We start from the raw sequence: 16,416 nt of genomic DNA on the forward strand, positions 1-16,416 counted from the left end.
GGTGGCATTTTACTGGTTTTGGGGTTTATGCTCTCGCCCTTTTCCTGGTGGAACGATTTGTTCTTCAACCTACCCATTGCCTATGGATTTGGCTACCTCTGCAGCTTGTGGCAGCCCCAGTGGCTTTTGGGAGGAACCCTTGCCGGGTACTGGCTTTCCAACTTGATTGGCCTTCTCCTGATGCAGTTTGGCGCTACTGATGTGGTTGAGCAAGGGGATAAACCCCGCAACCTAAAGCGCGATCTCGTTATTAGTTTGGCTTCTTCTACTGCCTACACTTTGGCGATCCTCGGGCTGGTGCAGCTTCACCTTGTCGATATCGGCGCCCTCTTCCCCACTTCTTAAGCTCATGCCCCTCCCTCTTTTCTGGACAACGCTGGCGGAAGGGATCCTCGCCTTTATTGCCACCCACATCGACGACTTTTTTGTGCTGGTTGTGTTGTTTGCCCAGGTGCAGATCCAACCTACTTGGAAGGGCTGGCAGGTTTAGCTGGGGGGCTACTTGGGCTTGGCAGGATTGATCTTGATCAGCCTTTTGGGGTACTTGGGGGGCCTGGTGCTGCCGCCATCTGCCATTGGCCTGCTGGGACTGATCCCGCTGGCGGTGGGCGGCTGGAAATTGTGGCGATCTGAAGCGGAAGAAGCCCTGTCGAAAGAGCTGGAAAAACTGCAAGATCGACCACCCGCAAAGACTGGGCTGCTCTTTTTGCCCTCGCCAGCTCTGCTGTCCATGCTCCTCACCTTTGCCAATGGCGGGGATAACATCAGCTTGTACGTTCCTTTGTTTGCCGGCAGCACCCCTCTCCAGTTGGCTCTCTTTTCTATAATTTTCTTTTTGATGAAAGGGCTGTGGTTTGCCATGGCTCAAAGGCTGACGGTGCAACCGGAAGTGGCCAAGATCTTGGCTGAACAGGGAGAGCGCTGGGTACCCTGGATTTTGATGAGATTAGGGGTGTGGATCCTGTTCAAAAACGAAACTTGGCGATGGCTGCTCGGGATCCCGTAGCGGGCGGAGTCCCTTCGAGTTTCAGTCGTTGTGCCGCTCTGAAGCCGGATCCTAGTTCAGATCTTCGTGGCGGTGTTCCCGTTCCCGCCAATCAAATAGCGGCGTTCTTCCGCGCTTGTGGGGGACTGATTGAGTTGTGCAATTAGTTGTGCAATTAAGCGACGTAAAGTAGCCGTGCCCTAACCATAAACTGACGCAAAATAATCAACGAGAATCCATCAAGGACTGGTAAGGACAGTTCAAGATCAGAACCATCCAATCATCAAAAAATGGGGTAGGCCAAATTAACTTATCAAAGGATCGTCAAAAGATCCCAGAATGCGCACTTCTGGCTCTAGGAATATCGACCATCGTTGATAAACCTTTTCTTGGGCCAAGCAAATCAGACGGTAGATGTCGTTGGCGCTGGCCTGACCACAATTGAGGATGAAGTTGGCATGGCGCTCGGAGATCTGGGCCCCGCCAATCCGGTAGCCCTTCAGACCGACCTGCTCAATTAGCCAGCCGGCAGGATAGGTTTCGGGGTTGCGAAAGACGCTGCCACAACTGGGCAGATGATAGGGCTGAGAGCTCAGGCGCTGGTTGAGGTGGCGCTGGGTTTGTCGCTGCACCTGAGCCGGATCCCGGCCTGGGAGTAACTGCAGCGTTGCCCCCGTCACCGTCCAAGGAGAGTCCTGTAGCCGCGAGCGGCGGTAGCCAAATTGCAGATCGACCGGTTCTAAGCGGCAGGGCTCCTGCTCTTCATCCAAAATCTGCACTTCCACCAACACGTCCGACATGGCGCGCCCGTGGGCGCCGGCATTCATCACCACCGCTCCCCCCAGCGTGCCCGGGATCCCGATGGCCCACTCCAAGCCACTCCAGCCCCGCTTGGCGGCTGCCCGCGCCAGGTTAACCAAAGGTTCTCCGGCAGCGGCCCAGATCCTCCCCCCCTCCAACAGTTGCATCCCGCGCAAACGCCGGGTGTGGATCACCAGCCCCGGCAGGCCGGCATCGCTGATGAGCAGGTTGCTGCCCGCCCCCAACAGTGTAACCGGGATCCCTTGCGCCCGCGCCCAGGCCAAACATTGCTGCAGCTCCAGATTGTTGTGCGGCTCGCAATACCACTCCGCCTTGCCGCCCACCCGAAAGCTGGTCAGAGGGGCCAAGGGGATCCCCGCTTGAATCCGTCCAGAGAGTCGGGCAACGCTTGAGGCATTGGGCACGCAGGGAGCTGTAGTCATGATGCCAATACCTCAGAAGCCCCCATCTCCCTGATCCCATCCTCCGCTTGCCCCGGCAATTTCCCTTCAAAGTTTGCCAGAGGCTGCTCCCCCAGCCGAGCCGCATAGGCCCGCATCGTAGCGGCTATCTGTTGATTGAGATCGCCTGCGCCCAAAAAAATTGCCAGATCTCCAGGTTGCAAGATAGACGGCAACACCTGCGGCAATTGCGGCAAAGAAGACACATAACGTACATGGGGATGGTGCTCCGCCACCGACACGGCCAGCCGCAAGCTGTCGGAGCCCTCAGGCGCTGCTTCTCCCGCCCCATAAGTGGGCACGATCACCACCACCTGCGCATCCGCAAAGCAGCAAGCAAAGTCCTGGAACAACTTGGCCAAGCGGCTGTGGCGATGGGGCTGGAACACCGCCACCACCCGCCGCTGCTGCAGCCGTGCCGCCCGCAGCGTAGCCCGAATCTCGCTGGGATGATGGGCATAGTCGTCGATAAAGGTGACCCCACCCACCTCGCCCCTGTGCTCAAAGCGGCGCCGCACTCCCGGAAACTGGGCCAGAGCAGAGGCAATCACGGGGAACTCCAAGCCCAGCTGCCGCCCCACGGCAACCGCGGCCAGAGCATTGCTGAGGTTGTGGGATCCCAGCACCTGCAGGCGGAGCTGGCCGAGGAGGGATCCCCTTTCCCAGATCTCGGCAGAGGTGCAATCGGCAGTGTAGAGGATCTGACGGGCCTGGTACTGGGCTTGGGGATGGCCGGCCAGGCTGTAGCCGATGTCCACCTTGAGGTGGGTGGCCACGTTGGGGCAGTCCAGACAGGCCACCAGGGTTTGGCTCTGCTGCCCATACTGCTGAAAGGCCCGGATCACCTGCTCCAGATTGGCGTAGTGATCCGGGTGGTCTAGCTCAATGTTGGTGATCACGCCAATTTGGGGATAGAGCCGCACCAGGGATCCATCCGACTCGTCCACCTCGGCTACCAGGTATTCCCCCTGGCCTAGACGGGCATTGCCATCCCAGGCGTCCATCTCCCCGCCGATGATCAAGGTGGGATCCCAGCCCGCCGCCAGTAACATGTAGCCAATCATGCTGCTAGTAGTGGTCTTGCCGTGGGTGCCCGCCACCCCAATGCTGGGACGATGGTTAAACAGGGCAGCCAGCAAATCGGCTCGATGCCAAACCTTTAGTCCCTTGTCCAGCGCCGCCGCTAATTCCGGGTTGGTGGGGCGAATGGCGCTGGAGTAGACCACCTGGGGATCCCCGGCCAAACCCTCCAGAGTGTGCCCCTGAATAAAGCGCACCCCCAAGGCTTCCAGGCGACGGGTGCGGCCATTGGCGGCAATATCCGACCCTGAAACCCGAAACCCCTGCTTGGCCAAAATGTAAGCCAGAGCCGACATCCCCACCCCGCCGATCCCGACAAAATGATAAGCCGGAAGTAGCGGGTTCAACGGATCCAAATTTTTCGCAGGCGGAGATGGAGAACGAGCTGGCGCCGGCGCAACGGCATCTTTCCCCCCAACTGTTTCCACCATCGCAACTCCACCTCACTCCTCGCACCACACCTAGAAATCGGCACCTGCAGAAAGGCCCCGGACACGGCAGATCATATCAGGAATCCCTTGGGTTAGGTAGCCGACGAAGGTCGACAACCGAAGACAAGCCGGAGAAAAACGAATACCCGAAAAATAAACACATGAGAAAAACCTGGACATCCTTGCCCCATAAACTTTACATTTATTAAAGAATTGCAACTGTAACGACCGACCTCAACCGCAAAACTCAACGAGTAGGGAACGATGAATCAGCGGCTACTCTGGTCTATTGCGGGAGCTGGATTGCTGGCCGGAACTGGGCTGGCCTGGCTGGGCCTGAGCCAGCAGGCGGCCACCCAATCCGTATCAGAGAATGCAACGGAGGAGACGCGGCTACCTCCCCGCGTTGGCGCCCTGGGTCGCCTGGAGCCGGAAGGAGAGGTGGTGCGGGTGGCCGGCCCTCCGGGAGAGCGACTGGGAGAGCTGCTAGTGGCCGAAGGGGAGCGGGTGAGGGCGGGGCAAGTGTTGGCCCGTCTGGAAAGCTATCGAGAGCGCCTGGCCGAGCGGGAGTATGCTGCTGCCCAACTCCAAGAGGCCCGCGCCCGGCTGGAGGCCGAGACCCGCTTTGGCCAAGCTCAAGTGGAAGAGGCGCGCACCCGCCTCAGCCGCCTAGACGAACCGCAACAGATGCAGATCCGATCCCAGGAAGCGGTGGTGGAGCGCCTTCGGGCGGAGCTGGCCGATGCCGAGGCCAACCTGGCTCGCTTCCAGGCCCTGTGGCAGGAGGGGGCTATCTCCCAGCAGGAGCTAGACCAGAAAGCTCTGCTGGTGCGGCAACGGCAGGAGGACTTGCGGGCTGCCGAGGCCACTCTGGATCAACTGCGCCTGGCCCGCGAGCGGGATCTGCGCAATGCCCAGGCCCAAGTGCAAGCTGCTGAAGCGGCGTTGAGACGGGCCCAAGCGCAAGTGCAACTGGGATCCCTGGCCCGCAACCTGGAGCTGGCGGAAGCCCGCTTGGAGCGCACCCTCATCCGTGCCCCCCGGGCCGGCCAGGTGCTCAAGATCCGCACGCGGCCTGGGGAAGTTATCGCTGCCGACACAGGGATCCTCGAGCTGGGCAACACCGACCAGATGATGGTGGTGGCGGAGGTCTACGAAACCGACATCCTGCGGGTGCGGCCCGGACAACGGGCCACCATCAGCAACCGCGCGCTGCCAGAAACGCTGCAGGGCCGGGTGGAGCGGGTGGGCCTGCAGATCGGCAAAAAAGACGTGCTCAACACCGACCCCGCCGCCGATGTGGATGCCCGCGTGGTGGAGGTGTACATCCGCCTGGATCCGGAAAGCAGCGCCCGCGTGGCCGGCCTGACCAACCTGCAGGTGGATGTGGCCATCGAGGTCGAGGGGTAGGAGGGGGGAATGTCCGGCCTGTTCAGCGTAGCGTTTATCGGGCGGCGCATCCCCTTGGCCTGGCTGCAGTTGACGCGGGAGAAGATCCGCCTGCTGGTGGCCCTGGCGGGCATTGCCTTTGCCTGCATTCTCATGTTCATGCAGTTGGGCTTCCAGGACAGCCTCTTGGAAAGCGCCATCCGCTTCCACGTCGCCCTCAAAGGGGAGATCTTCCTGGTCAGCCCCCAGTCCAACGCCCTCATTGCCATGAACACCTTTTCCCAGCGGCGGCTCTACCAGGCGTTGGGCTTTGAGGGGGTACGGGCCATCTCGCCCGTCTATGTGGGCTTTGCCCTCTGGAAAAACCCCCAGACCCGCCGCACCCGCAGCATCTTTGTGGTGGGGGTGGATCCCTCTGCCGACCTGCTGGAGTTGCCGGAGCTGACCCCCGACAAGTTGGAGGAGATCAAGAAAGCAGACGTGGTGCTCTTCGACCGCCGCTCCCGCAGCGAGTTTGGCCCCATCCCGGAGTGGTTTGAGGCCGGTCGAGAAGTTTTTACTGAAGTAGGCAACCGCCGTGTCCAGGTGGGGGGCCTGTTCAAGATGGGGGCCACCTTTGGCGCCGATGGCACCATCCTCACCAGCGACCTCAACTTCCTGCGCATCTTTCCCCAGCGGGAGCGCGGCCTGGTGGATATCGGCGTAGTGCAGCTGCAGCCGGGAGTGGATCCCCAGCCGTTGGTGCAGCAGATGCGGGCCTTGCTGCCGGAAGATGTGCGGGTGCTGTCGCGGGCAGAGTTTATCGATATGGAGCAAAGCTACTGGGAGGAGGGCACGGCCATCGGCTTTATTTTCGGCCTGGGGGTGGCCATGGGCTTCATCGTCGGCATTGTGATTGTCTATCAGATCCTCTACACCGATGTATCCGATCACCTGGCGGAATATGCCACCCTCAAGGCCATGGGCTACACGGATACTTACCTGTTGGGGGTGGTGTTTCAAGAAGCTATTTTGCTGGCCGGCTTGGGGTATATTCCAGCTTTTGCCCTGGCAGTTTTGCTCTACGATTTGACGGCCAATGCTACGTTGCTGCCGATCGCCATGACCTTCAACCGGGCGGTGTTGGTGCTGCTGCTGGCAGTGAGCATGTGCTTTATCTCGGGGGCCATTGCCGTGCGGCGGCTGCGGGCAGCCGATCCCGCCGACATTTTCTAAGTTTTGGCAAGAATGGAGGAGGCAGATGGATTGTTGAATAGCTTGATCAACTGCCCAAAGACTTCTGGGATCCCTTCAATAGGCTTCTGGATGGTTCAATCGCGGCGGTTCCGATGATGGCCCAAGCGGTTACTGAATTGAATTGTCAACCCAAGTTGTTTGAGATTTTGAGCTCCCTATGCTGCCTTCCCTTCTCGATCAAGCTGCCCTCGCTTCCACCCAACATGCCGTTGAGCCGGTGGTCAAAGCCGAAGGGGTGAACCACTACTTTGGCGAGGGATCCCTGCGCAAGCAAGTGCTTTTTGACATCAACTTCGTTTTGCAGCCGGGGGAGATCGTGTTGTTGACCGGCCCCTCTGGCTCCGGCAAGACCACGCTGCTCACGCTCCTGGGAGCTTTGCGCTCGGTGCAAGAGGGCAGCCTGCGGGTGTTGGGGCAGGAGCTGCGGGGCGCTAAGCCCAACACCCTCATCCAGATCCGCCGCCAGGTGGGGTACATCTTCCAGGCCCACAACCTGCTGCGCTCCCTGACGGCGGCCCAAAATGTGCGCATGGCCCTGGAGCTGCACAACGGCCTTTCTCCTCAACAGGTGCAGCAGCAGGCAGAAGCGATGCTGGCGGCGGTGGGTTTGGGGGATCGCGTCCACTACTACCCGGAGCAGCTTTCGGGAGGGCAGAAGCAGCGGGTAGCCATCGCGCGGGCCCTGGTCAGCCACCCCAAGTTGGTGCTGGCCGACGAGCCGACCGCAGCCCTGGACAGCAAGTCGGGCCGCGAGGTGGTGACCCTGATGGAGAAGTTGGCGCGAGAGCAGGGCTGCACCATCCTCATGGTGACCCACGACAACCGCATCCTCGACATTGCCGACCGGGTGTTGCACATGGAGGATGGCCGCCTGGAGAGCCAGGTTGTTGCCTAGTTTGCCGGGGCGTGGCGGCGGTACCACTCGATGGTGCGCTGCAGCCCCTCCCGCAGGCTCACCTTGGCCACAAAACCTATCCTCTCGCGGGCTTTGGAGACGTCCAAGCAGCGGCGCGGCTGGCCGTTGGGCCTGTCGGTTTGCCAGCGGATCTCGCCCCGAAACTCCATCAGCTCGCAGATGAGGGCGATGAGATCCCGAATGGAGATCTCCTCGCCGGTGCCCAAATTGAGGGGCTCAGGGCTGTTGTAGAGCTGGGTGGCCAGGAGAATTCCCCGAGCCGCATCTTCGGCGTAGAAAAACTCGCGGGTGGGGCTGCCATCTCCCCACACCTCGACGTAGTTCTGGCCCCGCTGCTGGGCTTCATGCACCTTGCGGATCAAGGCCGGGATCACGTGGGAGCTTTCCGGATCGAAGTTGTCCATGGGGCCGTAGAGGTTTACCGGCAGGAGGTAGATGCCGTTGAAGCCGTACTGCTGCCGGTAGGCCTGCAGTTGCACCAGCAGGGCTTTCTTGGCGATGCCGTAGGGGGCGTTGGTCTCCTCCGGGTAGCCGTTCCAGAGATCTTCTTCCTTGAAGGGGACGGGGGTGAACTTGGGATAGGCGCAGATGGTGCCCACGCAGACAAACTTCTCCACCCCCGCCAGGTAGGCGGCGTGGATGAGCTGGGATCCCATGATCAGGTTGTCGTAGAAGAGCTCCGCCGGCTTGGCCTGGTTGAGGCCGATGCCGCCCACATGGGCCGCCAAATGGATGACGACATCTTGTCCCTGCACCACCTCTTGGCAGACCTCCCAGCGGCGCAGGTCGTGGGTGCGGGAGCGTGGGATCCGCACCTGCTCCGGCTTGACCCCCAGGAGTTGCAACTGCTGCAGGACGTGTTTGCCCAAAAAGCCGCTCCCTCCGGTAAGCAAGATGCGCTTTTGGCTGAGATCGATGGCACTGGACAAGCTGTTGGGCGTCATGGCTGGCGCGGAAAATCCCCGGCTTTCATTATGGGGTAAGGCGGCAGCTCCTAACTGCCCAAGCCTGAAGACAGCTCTGCCTGTAGCCGCTCCTGGGCCACCTGCAGGGCTTGGGCCAGTTTCTCTGGCTGTTTGCCGCCGGCCTGGGCCAGGTTGGGCCGCCCACCGCCACCGCCGCCTGTCAGCTTGGCGATCTCGCCGATAAAGGAGCCCGCTTTGAGACCAAGTTTCTGCACCGCCGGGCTAAAAGCCGCAACCAGGCTGACCTTGCCAGCTTCCGGCACCGATCCCAGCACCACTGCCCCTTCTCCCAGTTTGTGGAGCAGATGTTCGGCAGCAGTTTTCAGCGCCTCGGGGGGAGTGGATCCCAGTTCCGCCGCCAAGATCTGCAGATTGCCAACAGCTACAGCCTGGGGCAGGAGCCGCTCTGCCTGCAGCAAGGCCAATTGGCTGCGCGCCTCCTCGAGCGCCCTCTGGGCGGCCTTCAGCTCCGCCTGCAAAGCCGCCACCCGCTCCGGGATCTCCTGGGGCTTGGCCTTGAATTGGGCGCTCAGCTCCCGCACGACGCTATCCCGCTCGTTTAGGTATTCCAGCACCGCCGGCCCAGCTACCGCCTCGATGCGGCGGATCCCGGCCGCTACGCCACTCTCGGAGATGATCTTGAACAGGCCGATCTCGGCAGTGTTGCTGACGTGGGTGCCGCCACAGAGCTCCATTGACACCCCCGGAAAGTCAACCACCCGTACCTCGGCGCCGTATTTTTCCCCGAACATGGCTATTGCCCCCCTGACCTTGGCCTCTGCCAGGGGCATGATGGAGACTTGCGCAGGATGGGCCTCGGCAATCCAGGTGTTGACCAGATCCTCAACCTGCTGCAGCTCTTCGGGGGTGAGGGGACGCGAGAGGGTAAAGTCGAAACGCAGCCGGTCAAAAGCCACTAGAGATCCCGCCTGGCTAATAGAGGGATCGACAACCTTTTTCAGGGCTGCCTGCAGCAGGTGGGTGGCTGTGTGGTGGGCCTGGGCGCGCCGCCGGCAGGCCAGGTCAATCTGGGCCTGCACCGGATCCCCCACCCGCAGGATCCCCCGTTCTACCCGGCCAAAGTGGACAAACAGATCCCCCCGCTTCTGCACATCCTCCACCCGCACCAACACTCCGTCGCCGGCCAGGTAGCCGCGATCCCCGATTTGGCCCCCGGACTCCGCATAAAAAGGCGTGCGATCCAAAACCACCTGCACCGACTGCCCGGCCTCTACCTGGGGCACCGACTTCCCTTCCACCAGCAGGGCCTCCACCACGCCGCGGGCAGAAGACTGGCTGTAGCCCAAAAACTCCGTCTCGATTAAAAACTCGGCCAGCTCGTCCAGGGATCCCTGGGCCGTGACGTCGAGGGTTTGGTGGGCGGCGCGGGCCCGCTGCCGCTGTTTTTCCATCTCTTGCTCGAAGCCCTGCAGATCCACACTGAAGCCGCGCTCCTGGGCAATTTCCTGGGTCAGCTCCAACGGGAAGCCGTAGGTGTCGAAGAGCTTGAAGGCGTCGGCACCCGAGATCTGCTTGGGCGCGCCACTGGCCGTGACGTTGGCAAACAGATCAAACAGCAGCCGTTCCCCCCGCTCCAGGGTCTTGAGAAACTGCTCCTCTTCCCGCTGCAGCTCGGCCTTGATCACCGCCTCCCGCTCCCGCACCTCCGGATAGGCGGCCTCCGCCAACTGGATGGCCGTCTCCACCACCGGCAGGGTAAAGGGCTCGCCGATCCCCAAGAGGCGCCCGTGGCGCACCATCCGCCGGATCAGCCGCCGCAGCACATAGCCCCGGTCCACGTTGGAGGGGATCACCCCATCGGCAATGAGATGCATCACCGCCCGCGCGTGATCCCCAATTACCTTGAGGGAGACTTTCTGCTCGGGGCTGGCCTGGAAGTAGTCCACCCGGGCAATCTCGGCCGCCTTCTGCACAATAGGGAAGATCAAATCGGTCTCATAGTTGTTGGGGACTCCCTGCAGCACCTGAGCCAGCCGCTCCAGTCCCAGGCCGGTGTCGATGTTTTGCCTGGCCAAGGGAGTGAGGCGGCCCTCGCTGTCCCGGTTCAGCTCCATGAACACCAGGTTGTAGATCTCCAAAAAGCGAGAGTCGTCCCCTAGGTCGATCTGCTCATCCCCCAGCTCCGGCTTGAAGTCGTAGTAGATCTCCGAGCAAGGGCCACAGGGGCCGGTGGGGCCGGCAGCCCAGAAGTTGTCCTCCTCCCCCATGCGCCGGATGCGGTGGGGTGGGATCCCGATCGCATCGCGCCAGAGGGCAAAGGCCTCCTCATCTTCTCGAAAGACGCTCACCACCAGGCGCTCCGGCGGCAGGCCAAACACCTCTGTCACCAGCTCCCAGGCCCAGGTGATGGCTTCTTTTTTGAAGTAGTCGCCAAAGCTGAAGTTGCCCAGCATCTCAAAAAACGTGTGGTGGCGGGCCGTCCGTCCCACGTTCTCGATGTCGTTGGTGCGCACGCATTTCTGGGCAGTCGTGACCCGTGGGTACTGTGGATCCTGATGGCCGAGGAAAATCGGCTTGAAGGGCAGCATGCCGGCGATGGTCAGCAGCACCGTCGGATCCTCCGGCACCAAGGAGGCGCTGGGCAATACCTGATGGCCCCGCTGGGCGTAGAAATCCAGAAAAGCCTGCCGGATGGCGGCACCGGAGAAGGATGGAGACATGGCCAAGGCAAAGGGTAACTGTATTGATCAATTCTAGGTTTTTTGGCTCTGGAGCAGTTGAACTCCCGCTCTCAGATGGGGCCAGTGTCGCTCCCCAAAGCGACACAATCTAAGCGATTTCTCTGATTGAGCCCAAGTGGGCAAACGCTAGGATCAGCCTGTTCGAGGCGGATGCGCAAGATTTTTCTCTCCTTGGTCTAGGCTAGATGTATCTCTGGCAACTTGCTTGCCCGCCCATCGGCCCCGTCTCGGTTACCTAGACGTCAGCCGGTAGCGCCTGAATGATATGCCCAACTGCTACTGCCTCAATCCGGACTGTCTGCGGCCGGAAAATCCCCCGGCTGCCTCCACCTGTGCCTTCTGCGGGCAGCCGCTGCTGCTGCGCAATCGCTATCGCGCCTTCAAGCGTCTGGGGCAGGGGGGATTTGGCGCCACCTTCTTGGCCCGCGATGAGGACATGCCCTCCAAGCCCTGGCGGGTGATCAAGCAGTTGCGCCCGGCTGAAAATTCGCCCCAACTGGCCAGGCTGGCGGAGGAACTGTTTAACCGCGAGGCCGAGGTGTTGGAGCGCCTGGGGGAGCACTCGCAAATCCCCAAGCTCTACGCCCACTTCCAAGAAGGCGGCAAATTCTACTTGGTGCAGGAGTTTATTGAGGGGATCACGCTTGCCCAGGAGATGCGGCGCAACGGGCCTTTTTCCGAAGAACAGGCTCGGCAGGTGATGCAGGAGGTGCTGCTCATCCTCAGCTATGTCCACAGCCACAACACCGTCCACCGCGACATCAAGCCGGCCAACCTGATTCGCCGCAAAGAAGATGGCCGCCTGGTGCTAATCGACTTTGGGGCGGTGAAGCAGCTTGGGCCAGGCCACACGTTGTCGGAGGAGGGAACGGCCATTCGCTCCCTGGGCTTTTCTCCGCCGGAGCAGATGGCCGGCCAGGCGGTAGGCCCCGCCAGCGATCTCTACGCGCTGGCCGCCACCTGCCTCAACTTGATGACCCTGGAGTCGCCGGCCAAGTTTTACGACCACAACACGGGCCAATGGGATTGGTCGGATCGCCTGCAGCTCAGCCCCGAGTTCGACGCCATTTTGCGCCGCATGCTGCACCCGGTTATCAGCCAGCGCTTTGCCACGGCTACCGAGGCGTTGCGGGCTCTGCAAGGGATCCCGGTGCAGGAGGGCCCGCCTTCCTCGCCGGTCATCTTGCCCCCTTCTCCCTTGACTGCCGGCTCCAGCCCGTTGCTGATCTCCGACCATTGGACCAGACGCCGTTCAACCTCTCCCCCCCCTGCCCGAACAGATGGGTTCTCGCCTACGCCGCTCCCTCGGCCCGGCGCGGGAGACATGCTGCCCCTGGGATCGGTTCCCACCGGCTGGGGGAGCACCACCGGTTTTACCCAACTGGGCCAAGCCAGCCGCATCACCGGCGGCGGGCAGATCAAGCCAGCCACCCCGCCGCGCATCCCGTCTTTGGCGGGGGCGGATCTGCGGGGCAAGTCTTTTGCCAACCAGAACTTAGCCGGTTACGACTTGCGCTGCGCCGACCTGCGGGGGGCCGATTTTTCGGGGGCCAACCTGCAGGGAGCCGATCTGCGCGGGATCCGCTTCAACACACCGCAACCCCGCTGGCTGCGCTTTTTGAGCCGGCTCCTCGGCTCGGCCAAAACCTTGGGCGAGATCCTAGCAGGCCTGGGAGGGCTCTTGGGAGCCGGGAGCCTGGCGTTTTTGCTCGTCCATCTCGCCACGCGCAATGTGGTTTATGCCTTGGGGGCGGCTGGGATGGCTTTGGTGGTAGCCGGGTCGGTGCTCTGGTCTGCAGGCGGCAGAACTTCCCTGCCACGCCAAGCCGAAGAAAAGGGCAAGCGCTTCACCAGCTTTTACAAAGCGGATCTGCGAGGGGCACAGATGGATAGGAAGCTGCGGGAGTTCGCCCGCCGCCAGGGTGCCATCTTGAGCTAGAGCAGATCCGTTCCCGCCTTAGGCTATGGGAGGAAGGCCTCTGCGGAGGGCCTGGCTCACCTGCTCCGCCAGAGGTCGGCAGGCCACGGCTTTCCCTTGCCGCCGATCCCCTGCCTGGTCGTAAAAGACGATGCCTTCGGCGCGGGAAAGGCCCAGGGCCAAAAACAGCAGCTCCAAAACCCCAAAGGAGGTGGCCTCTAAGTCCGGCGCTTGCTGCCGAAGTTCCGCCAGCGTGGCTTGGGCATCTTCCAGGTGGCCAAAGGCCGGGATCCACAGATGGCCGGGGGGCTCGGGTTCTGGGGGGGAGTCCGCCCCGGCGGAGCTTTCCACCACCCGCACCGTCAGCCAGCCACCATCGGGGTAGCGCAAGGTGGTGTACTGCAGGTGATCCAGGTGTTGGGCCACCTGGGTGAGCACCTCCGCCACCTGCTGCATCGCCGCTGTCGGGATCCCGTTCTGCGGGGCCTCCTCTACCAGCGTTGCTGCCTGGGCCGCCAGACTAGATACCATGATTGACAACCATCCTCATCTAAGTTCAGAATAGGTATTCGCAGCTCCTGGGGCTGTAGTTCAATTGGTTAGAGCACCGCCCTGTCACGGCGGAAGTTGCGGGTTCGAGCCCCGTCAGCCCCGTACCTGTTAGGAACACTGTAGCCTACATCGGCAAGCGGGTCAGCCCTGCTATTATAGGTACCTTGCTCCGTTAGGGTAGGGAGATGTGTGCCTTGCGGTATCTGCGCCCGGATTTGCTTCACCTCAAGCCCTATGATGCCGTGCCGCCCCAAGCTGCCGACAAGTTGGATGCAAACGAGTTTCCCTGGGATTGGCCGGTGGGCTTCAAGCAGAAACTCTCCCTCCTCTGGGAAAAAGGGATCCCGAGCAACCGCTACCCCGATGCTCATCACCAGGGCCTCAAGCAGGCCATCGCCGCCTATGCCGGGGCAGATCCGGCCCAGATTAGCCTGGGCAACGGTTCCGACGAGCTAATCCGCTCCCTGCTCATCGCCACCTGTGTGGGCGAGCGGGGCAGCGTTTTGGTTGCAGAGCCCACCTTTTCCATGTACGCCATCCTAGCCCAGAGCCTGGGGATCCCGGTGGTGCGGGTGCCCCGCCATCCCGAGACGTTTGCTCTGGATCTGGGGCGGTGTCAACAGGCCGTAGCGGAGCAGCGGGTGCGGGTGGTGTGCTTGGTAGATCCCAATTCGCCCACCGGCAATGGCCTGAGCACCGCTGAGTGGGAGTGGGTTGAAGGGTTGCCCGCCGAGATTTTGGTGATCCTCGATGAGGCCTATTTTGAGTTCAGCCAGCACACGGCCCTGCCCAAGCTGGCGGAGCACCCCAACTGGGTTATCTTGCGCACCTTCTCCAAAGCCTTTCGCCTGGCAGCTCACCGGGTGGGCTATGCCATCGGCCATCCGCAGCTTATCCAGGTGCTAGACTCCATCCGCCTGCCCTACAATCTCTCGGCCATCTCCCAGTGGGCCGTTCAGATCGCCCTGGAACATGCCGAGGAGTTTTTGGCCGACCTACCCCTCATCCGTCAGGAACGAGATGCCCTCTACCAAGCCCTGCAGGAACTGCCGGGGGTGCGGGTGTGGCCCAGCCAGGCCAATTTTCTCTACTTCCGGGTGGCAGGATGGGATCCCCAGGATCTGCAGCGGGCCTGGCAAGAGCTGGGAACTTGTGTGCGCTGTACCGGCGGCGGGCTGCGCCTAACGGTGGGCACCCCTGAAGAAAACCAACGCGCCCTGGAGCGGCTGCGGCAGATCTTGCGGTAGTTGGCTCTACTTCCAACTCCTTCTCAACCTGGGCCGAGCAATCGCTGAATCAGGCTATGAACTTGCTGGAGCTGCCTCTCGTTGAGCCGCTTCAGTTCCTCGCGGATTGCCACTTGCAGTCTCTGAGCTTCAGTTTGCTCCCGCTGCAGCAGCCAACTTTGAACAGGGCTGGGGTGCTCCACGAAGTCATGTGGCCAGGGATCCCATTCCTCCAGCTCGGGCTCTGCCTGGGGCAGTTGCTCACGCCAGCGCTCTTGAGCGCGGCTAAACTCCTCCGCCAAAAGATCGGTCGGTCGTCCCTCCGCCTGCAGAGAATCTCTGTACTTCTTGTGAACCAAAAGCCAGCGCTGCCGAATCTGAGAGCATTGCCATCTTGGGATTCTACCGATTCTGTTTTCAGCAAAGCGCTCATAAAACCTGAGCGCATCTCGGTAGCAGCCCAGTCGCTCGTAGGCTAGGCCCACCTCCAGCGGCTGCAGCCACCAAGCGTGCTCCCCGCGCACACTGCTTACCACTTCCTGCAGAAAATCCCGCAGTCCAGGGAGCTTCCACCTCAGCTCATCCCAGTTGGTTTCCATGTCTCGAGCCATGCTGGCCACCAACTCGTAGTCATGTCCGCGCTGCCACGTCTGTGGGTGGGCCTGAACCGCAGCCCAATCCAACTTATATTTTCCCCAGGGGGACAAGCAGAAAACAATATTCAGTTCAAGCTGGGTAAAGTCTTGAACCTCATCACAGAAAATGACTGGGTGAATTGATCTAAGAAAACCATTCTGTAACACATCCCTAGCCAAATCTTGATCGTCCCAGTAGCTTCCGTAGGTAGTTCGTTCTTGATAACCCAGCCAAACTTGCTCGTATATTCGATCAAAAACTTCTACATTTACAGTGCGGTCGGCTTGAGGCAATTCCCGATAGCAATCTGGATCCAAGTAGTCGCTTACTCCATAGCCCTTGATCAGAGTACGAATCGTATGCCAAGCTAATTCTACATCACTGCGGCCGCGGTACCAGCTCCGGAATCGATAAAAATTGACATATCGCTCCGGTTGATAGCGTTCTTGTCTCTCTGGTGGAAGGCAGCTTAACAGGTAGTCCTGGAAGGTGCTAAAGAAAGCTTGACATCGCTCAATTTCCCCTTCTGAGAAGTCACTGCCTCTCTCTCGGTAACGATGGTTGACCCGCAAAATTGTACTTACCTTGCTGCGGGCTTGCTGTACTAGACTCGGGCTATAGGTTAAAAAGAGAGGACGGTACTGAAAGCTTCCTTTGCTTGAATCCTTCAGGTAATGGCTGCAGTAATCAGCAAAACGGTAATACAACATCAGAGATTTGCCGCTCCCAGCTCGCCCGTTGATTAGTAGAGGCATAGAGGTGCTTTGGAGAATTTCTTCTTCCTCCATCGACAAAGCTAAGTTCCCCTCTGTAGTCTCCTGGATTTCCAGCCAGACGTTTTCATCTGCAACCATGGAGTCGGGGTAGGCGCGGCGGGCATATCGCTTCCAAATCTCTAAAGATTGTGGGTGTTGGAGAATATCCGGCTGATCGGCCCCCCTCCCAAATAGGCAAGTTCGGCGCCCCAGGTCAAACCGCTCTCTCTGCTCCGGAGCGTGGTCGTAAACTCCAATTAAAAATGGAGATACAGCCTGTTAAGGGCTCAAGGGGTACAATAGCAGCACTTAGCAAACCAACTTCGGAAGGAGGATGGATTGATCAGTAGTAAAGAAGTCTTC

General features: G+C 60.7%; 14 protein-coding genes and 1 tRNA gene. 9 read left to right on the plus strand and 6 right to left on the minus strand.

Going from position 1 to position 16,416, the window contains the following annotated elements; genetic code table 11:
• Positions 1-27: 27 nt before the first annotated feature.
• The 3 genes from ACVW0R_RS10480 to ACVW0R_RS10490 are packed head-to-tail and all read left to right on the plus strand — an operon-like array spanning position 28 to position 1,006.
• Positions 28-345 (plus strand): hypothetical protein, encoded by a 318-nt coding sequence (locus ACVW0R_RS10480; RefSeq protein WP_011430696.1) that lies wholly within the window; start codon positions 28-30, stop codon positions 343-345.
• A 4-nt stretch (positions 346-349) separates the two neighbouring features.
• Positions 350-490 (plus strand): hypothetical protein, encoded by a 141-nt coding sequence (locus tag ACVW0R_RS10485; protein WP_011430697.1) that lies wholly within the window; start codon positions 350-352, stop codon positions 488-490.
• 12 nt (positions 491-502) lie between these two features.
• Positions 503-1,006: a cadmium resistance transporter gene (locus ACVW0R_RS10490; RefSeq protein ID WP_049749765.1), complete on the plus strand. Its 504-nt coding sequence runs from the start codon at positions 503-505 to the stop codon at positions 1,004-1,006.
• A 284-nt stretch (positions 1,007-1,290) separates the two neighbouring features.
• On the opposite strand, the gene murB is transcribed toward ACVW0R_RS10490, so the two are convergent.
• Together murB and murC are read right to left on the minus strand one after the other, a co-directional pair.
• Complete coding sequence (murB, locus tag ACVW0R_RS10495; RefSeq protein ID WP_099883796.1) at positions 1,291-2,229, minus strand: UDP-N-acetylmuramate dehydrogenase; 939 nt, start codon at positions 2,227-2,229, stop codon at positions 1,291-1,293.
• Complete coding sequence (gene murC / locus ACVW0R_RS10500) at positions 2,226-3,758, minus strand: UDP-N-acetylmuramate--L-alanine ligase (protein ID WP_099813067.1); 1,533 nt, start codon at positions 3,756-3,758, stop codon at positions 2,226-2,228. The genes murB and murC overlap by 4 nt, the downstream gene beginning before the upstream one ends.
• A gap of 264 nt (positions 3,759-4,022) precedes the next feature.
• Between murC and ACVW0R_RS10505 the strand changes: the two genes are divergently transcribed.
• The 3 genes from ACVW0R_RS10505 to ACVW0R_RS10515 all read left to right on the plus strand — a co-directional run bounded on the left by ACVW0R_RS10505 (position 4,023) and on the right by ACVW0R_RS10515 (position 7,278).
• On the plus strand, positions 4,023-5,168 hold the full coding sequence (locus ACVW0R_RS10505) for an ABC exporter membrane fusion protein (RefSeq protein WP_099887408.1): 1,146 nt from the start codon (positions 4,023-4,025) through the stop codon (positions 5,166-5,168).
• 9 nt (positions 5,169-5,177) lie between these two features.
• Positions 5,178-6,362 (plus strand): ABC transporter permease DevC, encoded by a 1,185-nt coding sequence (devC, locus tag ACVW0R_RS10510; protein ID WP_011430701.1) that lies wholly within the window; start codon positions 5,178-5,180, stop codon positions 6,360-6,362.
• A 178-nt stretch (positions 6,363-6,540) separates the two neighbouring features.
• The gene (locus ACVW0R_RS10515) at positions 6,541-7,278 is read left to right on the plus strand and encodes a DevA family ABC transporter ATP-binding protein (protein WP_011430702.1); all 738 of its coding nucleotides are present in this window, start codon (positions 6,541-6,543) and stop codon (positions 7,276-7,278) included.
• Here the strand turns inward: ACVW0R_RS10515 and ACVW0R_RS10520 are convergent.
• Complete coding sequence (locus tag ACVW0R_RS10520) at positions 7,275-8,243, minus strand: GDP-L-fucose synthase family protein (RefSeq protein ID WP_041438425.1); 969 nt, start codon at positions 8,241-8,243, stop codon at positions 7,275-7,277. The two genes, ACVW0R_RS10515 and ACVW0R_RS10520, sit on opposite strands and share 4 nt — an antisense overlap.
• A 50-nt stretch (positions 8,244-8,293) precedes the next feature.
• Positions 8,294-10,945, minus strand: a complete 2,652-nt coding sequence (alaS, locus tag ACVW0R_RS10525) for an alanine--tRNA ligase (protein WP_457392121.1) — start codon at positions 10,943-10,945, stop codon at positions 8,294-8,296.
• 286 nt (positions 10,946-11,231) lie between these two features.
• Here alaS and ACVW0R_RS10530 point away from each other — a divergent pair, with 286 nt between their 5' ends.
• Positions 11,232-12,905, plus strand: a complete 1,674-nt coding sequence (locus tag ACVW0R_RS10530; RefSeq protein WP_011430705.1) for a serine/threonine-protein kinase — start codon at positions 11,232-11,234, stop codon at positions 12,903-12,905.
• Between the two features lie 18 nt (positions 12,906-12,923).
• On the opposite strand, the gene ACVW0R_RS10535 is transcribed toward ACVW0R_RS10530, so the two are convergent.
• The gene (locus ACVW0R_RS10535; protein ID WP_011430706.1) at positions 12,924-13,415 is read right to left on the minus strand and encodes a hypothetical protein; all 492 of its coding nucleotides are present in this window, start codon (positions 13,413-13,415) and stop codon (positions 12,924-12,926) included.
• Positions 13,416-13,464: 49 nt separating this feature from the next.
• Here ACVW0R_RS10535 and ACVW0R_RS10540 point away from each other — a divergent pair.
• Together ACVW0R_RS10540 and ACVW0R_RS10545 are read left to right on the plus strand one after the other, a co-directional pair.
• Positions 13,465-13,538 (plus strand) — tRNA-Asp (locus ACVW0R_RS10540).
• 83 nt (positions 13,539-13,621) lie between these two features.
• Positions 13,622-14,683, plus strand: coding sequence for a histidinol-phosphate transaminase (locus ACVW0R_RS10545; RefSeq protein ID WP_011430707.1), 1,062 nt, complete (start codon positions 13,622-13,624; stop codon positions 14,681-14,683).
• A gap of 23 nt (positions 14,684-14,706) precedes the next feature.
• Here the strand turns inward: ACVW0R_RS10545 and ACVW0R_RS10550 are convergent, their stop codons facing one another.
• On the minus strand, positions 14,707-16,152 hold the full coding sequence (locus ACVW0R_RS10550) for a hypothetical protein (protein WP_457502029.1): 1,446 nt from the start codon (positions 16,150-16,152) through the stop codon (positions 14,707-14,709).
• Positions 16,153-16,416 lie beyond the last annotated feature (264 nt).

This window comes from Thermostichus sp. MS-CIW-15, assembly GCF_054060575.1.

What these genes read in the sequence shown, in the direction of transcription:
- murB (WP_099883796.1), bottom strand. Translation starts at nt 2,229, where the DNA reads ATGACTACAGCTCCCTGCGTGCCCAATGCCTCAAGCGTTGCCCGACTC.
- alaS (WP_457392121.1), bottom strand. Translation starts at nt 10,945, where the DNA reads ATGTCTCCATCCTTCTCCGGTGCCGCCATCCGGCAGGCTTTTCTGGAT.
- ACVW0R_RS10485 (WP_011430697.1), top strand. Translation starts at nt 350, where the DNA reads ATGCCCCTCCCTCTTTTCTGGACAACGCTGGCGGAAGGGATCCTCGCC.
- ACVW0R_RS10535 (WP_011430706.1), bottom strand. Translation starts at nt 13,415, where the DNA reads ATGGTATCTAGTCTGGCGGCCCAGGCAGCAACGCTGGTAGAGGAGGCC.
- ACVW0R_RS10550 (WP_457502029.1), bottom strand. Translation starts at nt 16,152, where the DNA reads ATGGTTGCAGATGAAAACGTCTGGCTGGAAATCCAGGAGACTACAGAG.
- ACVW0R_RS10520 (WP_041438425.1), bottom strand. Translation starts at nt 8,243, where the DNA reads ATGACGCCCAACAGCTTGTCCAGTGCCATCGATCTCAGCCAAAAGCGC.
- ACVW0R_RS10480 (WP_011430696.1), top strand. Translation starts at nt 28, where the DNA reads ATGCTCTCGCCCTTTTCCTGGTGGAACGATTTGTTCTTCAACCTACCC.
- murC (WP_099813067.1), bottom strand. Translation starts at nt 3,758, where the DNA reads ATGGTGGAAACAGTTGGGGGGAAAGATGCCGTTGCGCCGGCGCCAGCT.
- ACVW0R_RS10515 (WP_011430702.1), top strand. Translation starts at nt 6,541, where the DNA reads ATGCTGCCTTCCCTTCTCGATCAAGCTGCCCTCGCTTCCACCCAACAT.
- ACVW0R_RS10545 (WP_011430707.1), top strand. Translation starts at nt 13,622, where the DNA reads ATGTGTGCCTTGCGGTATCTGCGCCCGGATTTGCTTCACCTCAAGCCC.
- devC (WP_011430701.1), top strand. Translation starts at nt 5,178, where the DNA reads ATGTCCGGCCTGTTCAGCGTAGCGTTTATCGGGCGGCGCATCCCCTTG.
- ACVW0R_RS10530 (WP_011430705.1), top strand. Translation starts at nt 11,232, where the DNA reads ATGCCCAACTGCTACTGCCTCAATCCGGACTGTCTGCGGCCGGAAAAT.
- ACVW0R_RS10505 (WP_099887408.1), top strand. Translation starts at nt 4,023, where the DNA reads ATGAATCAGCGGCTACTCTGGTCTATTGCGGGAGCTGGATTGCTGGCC.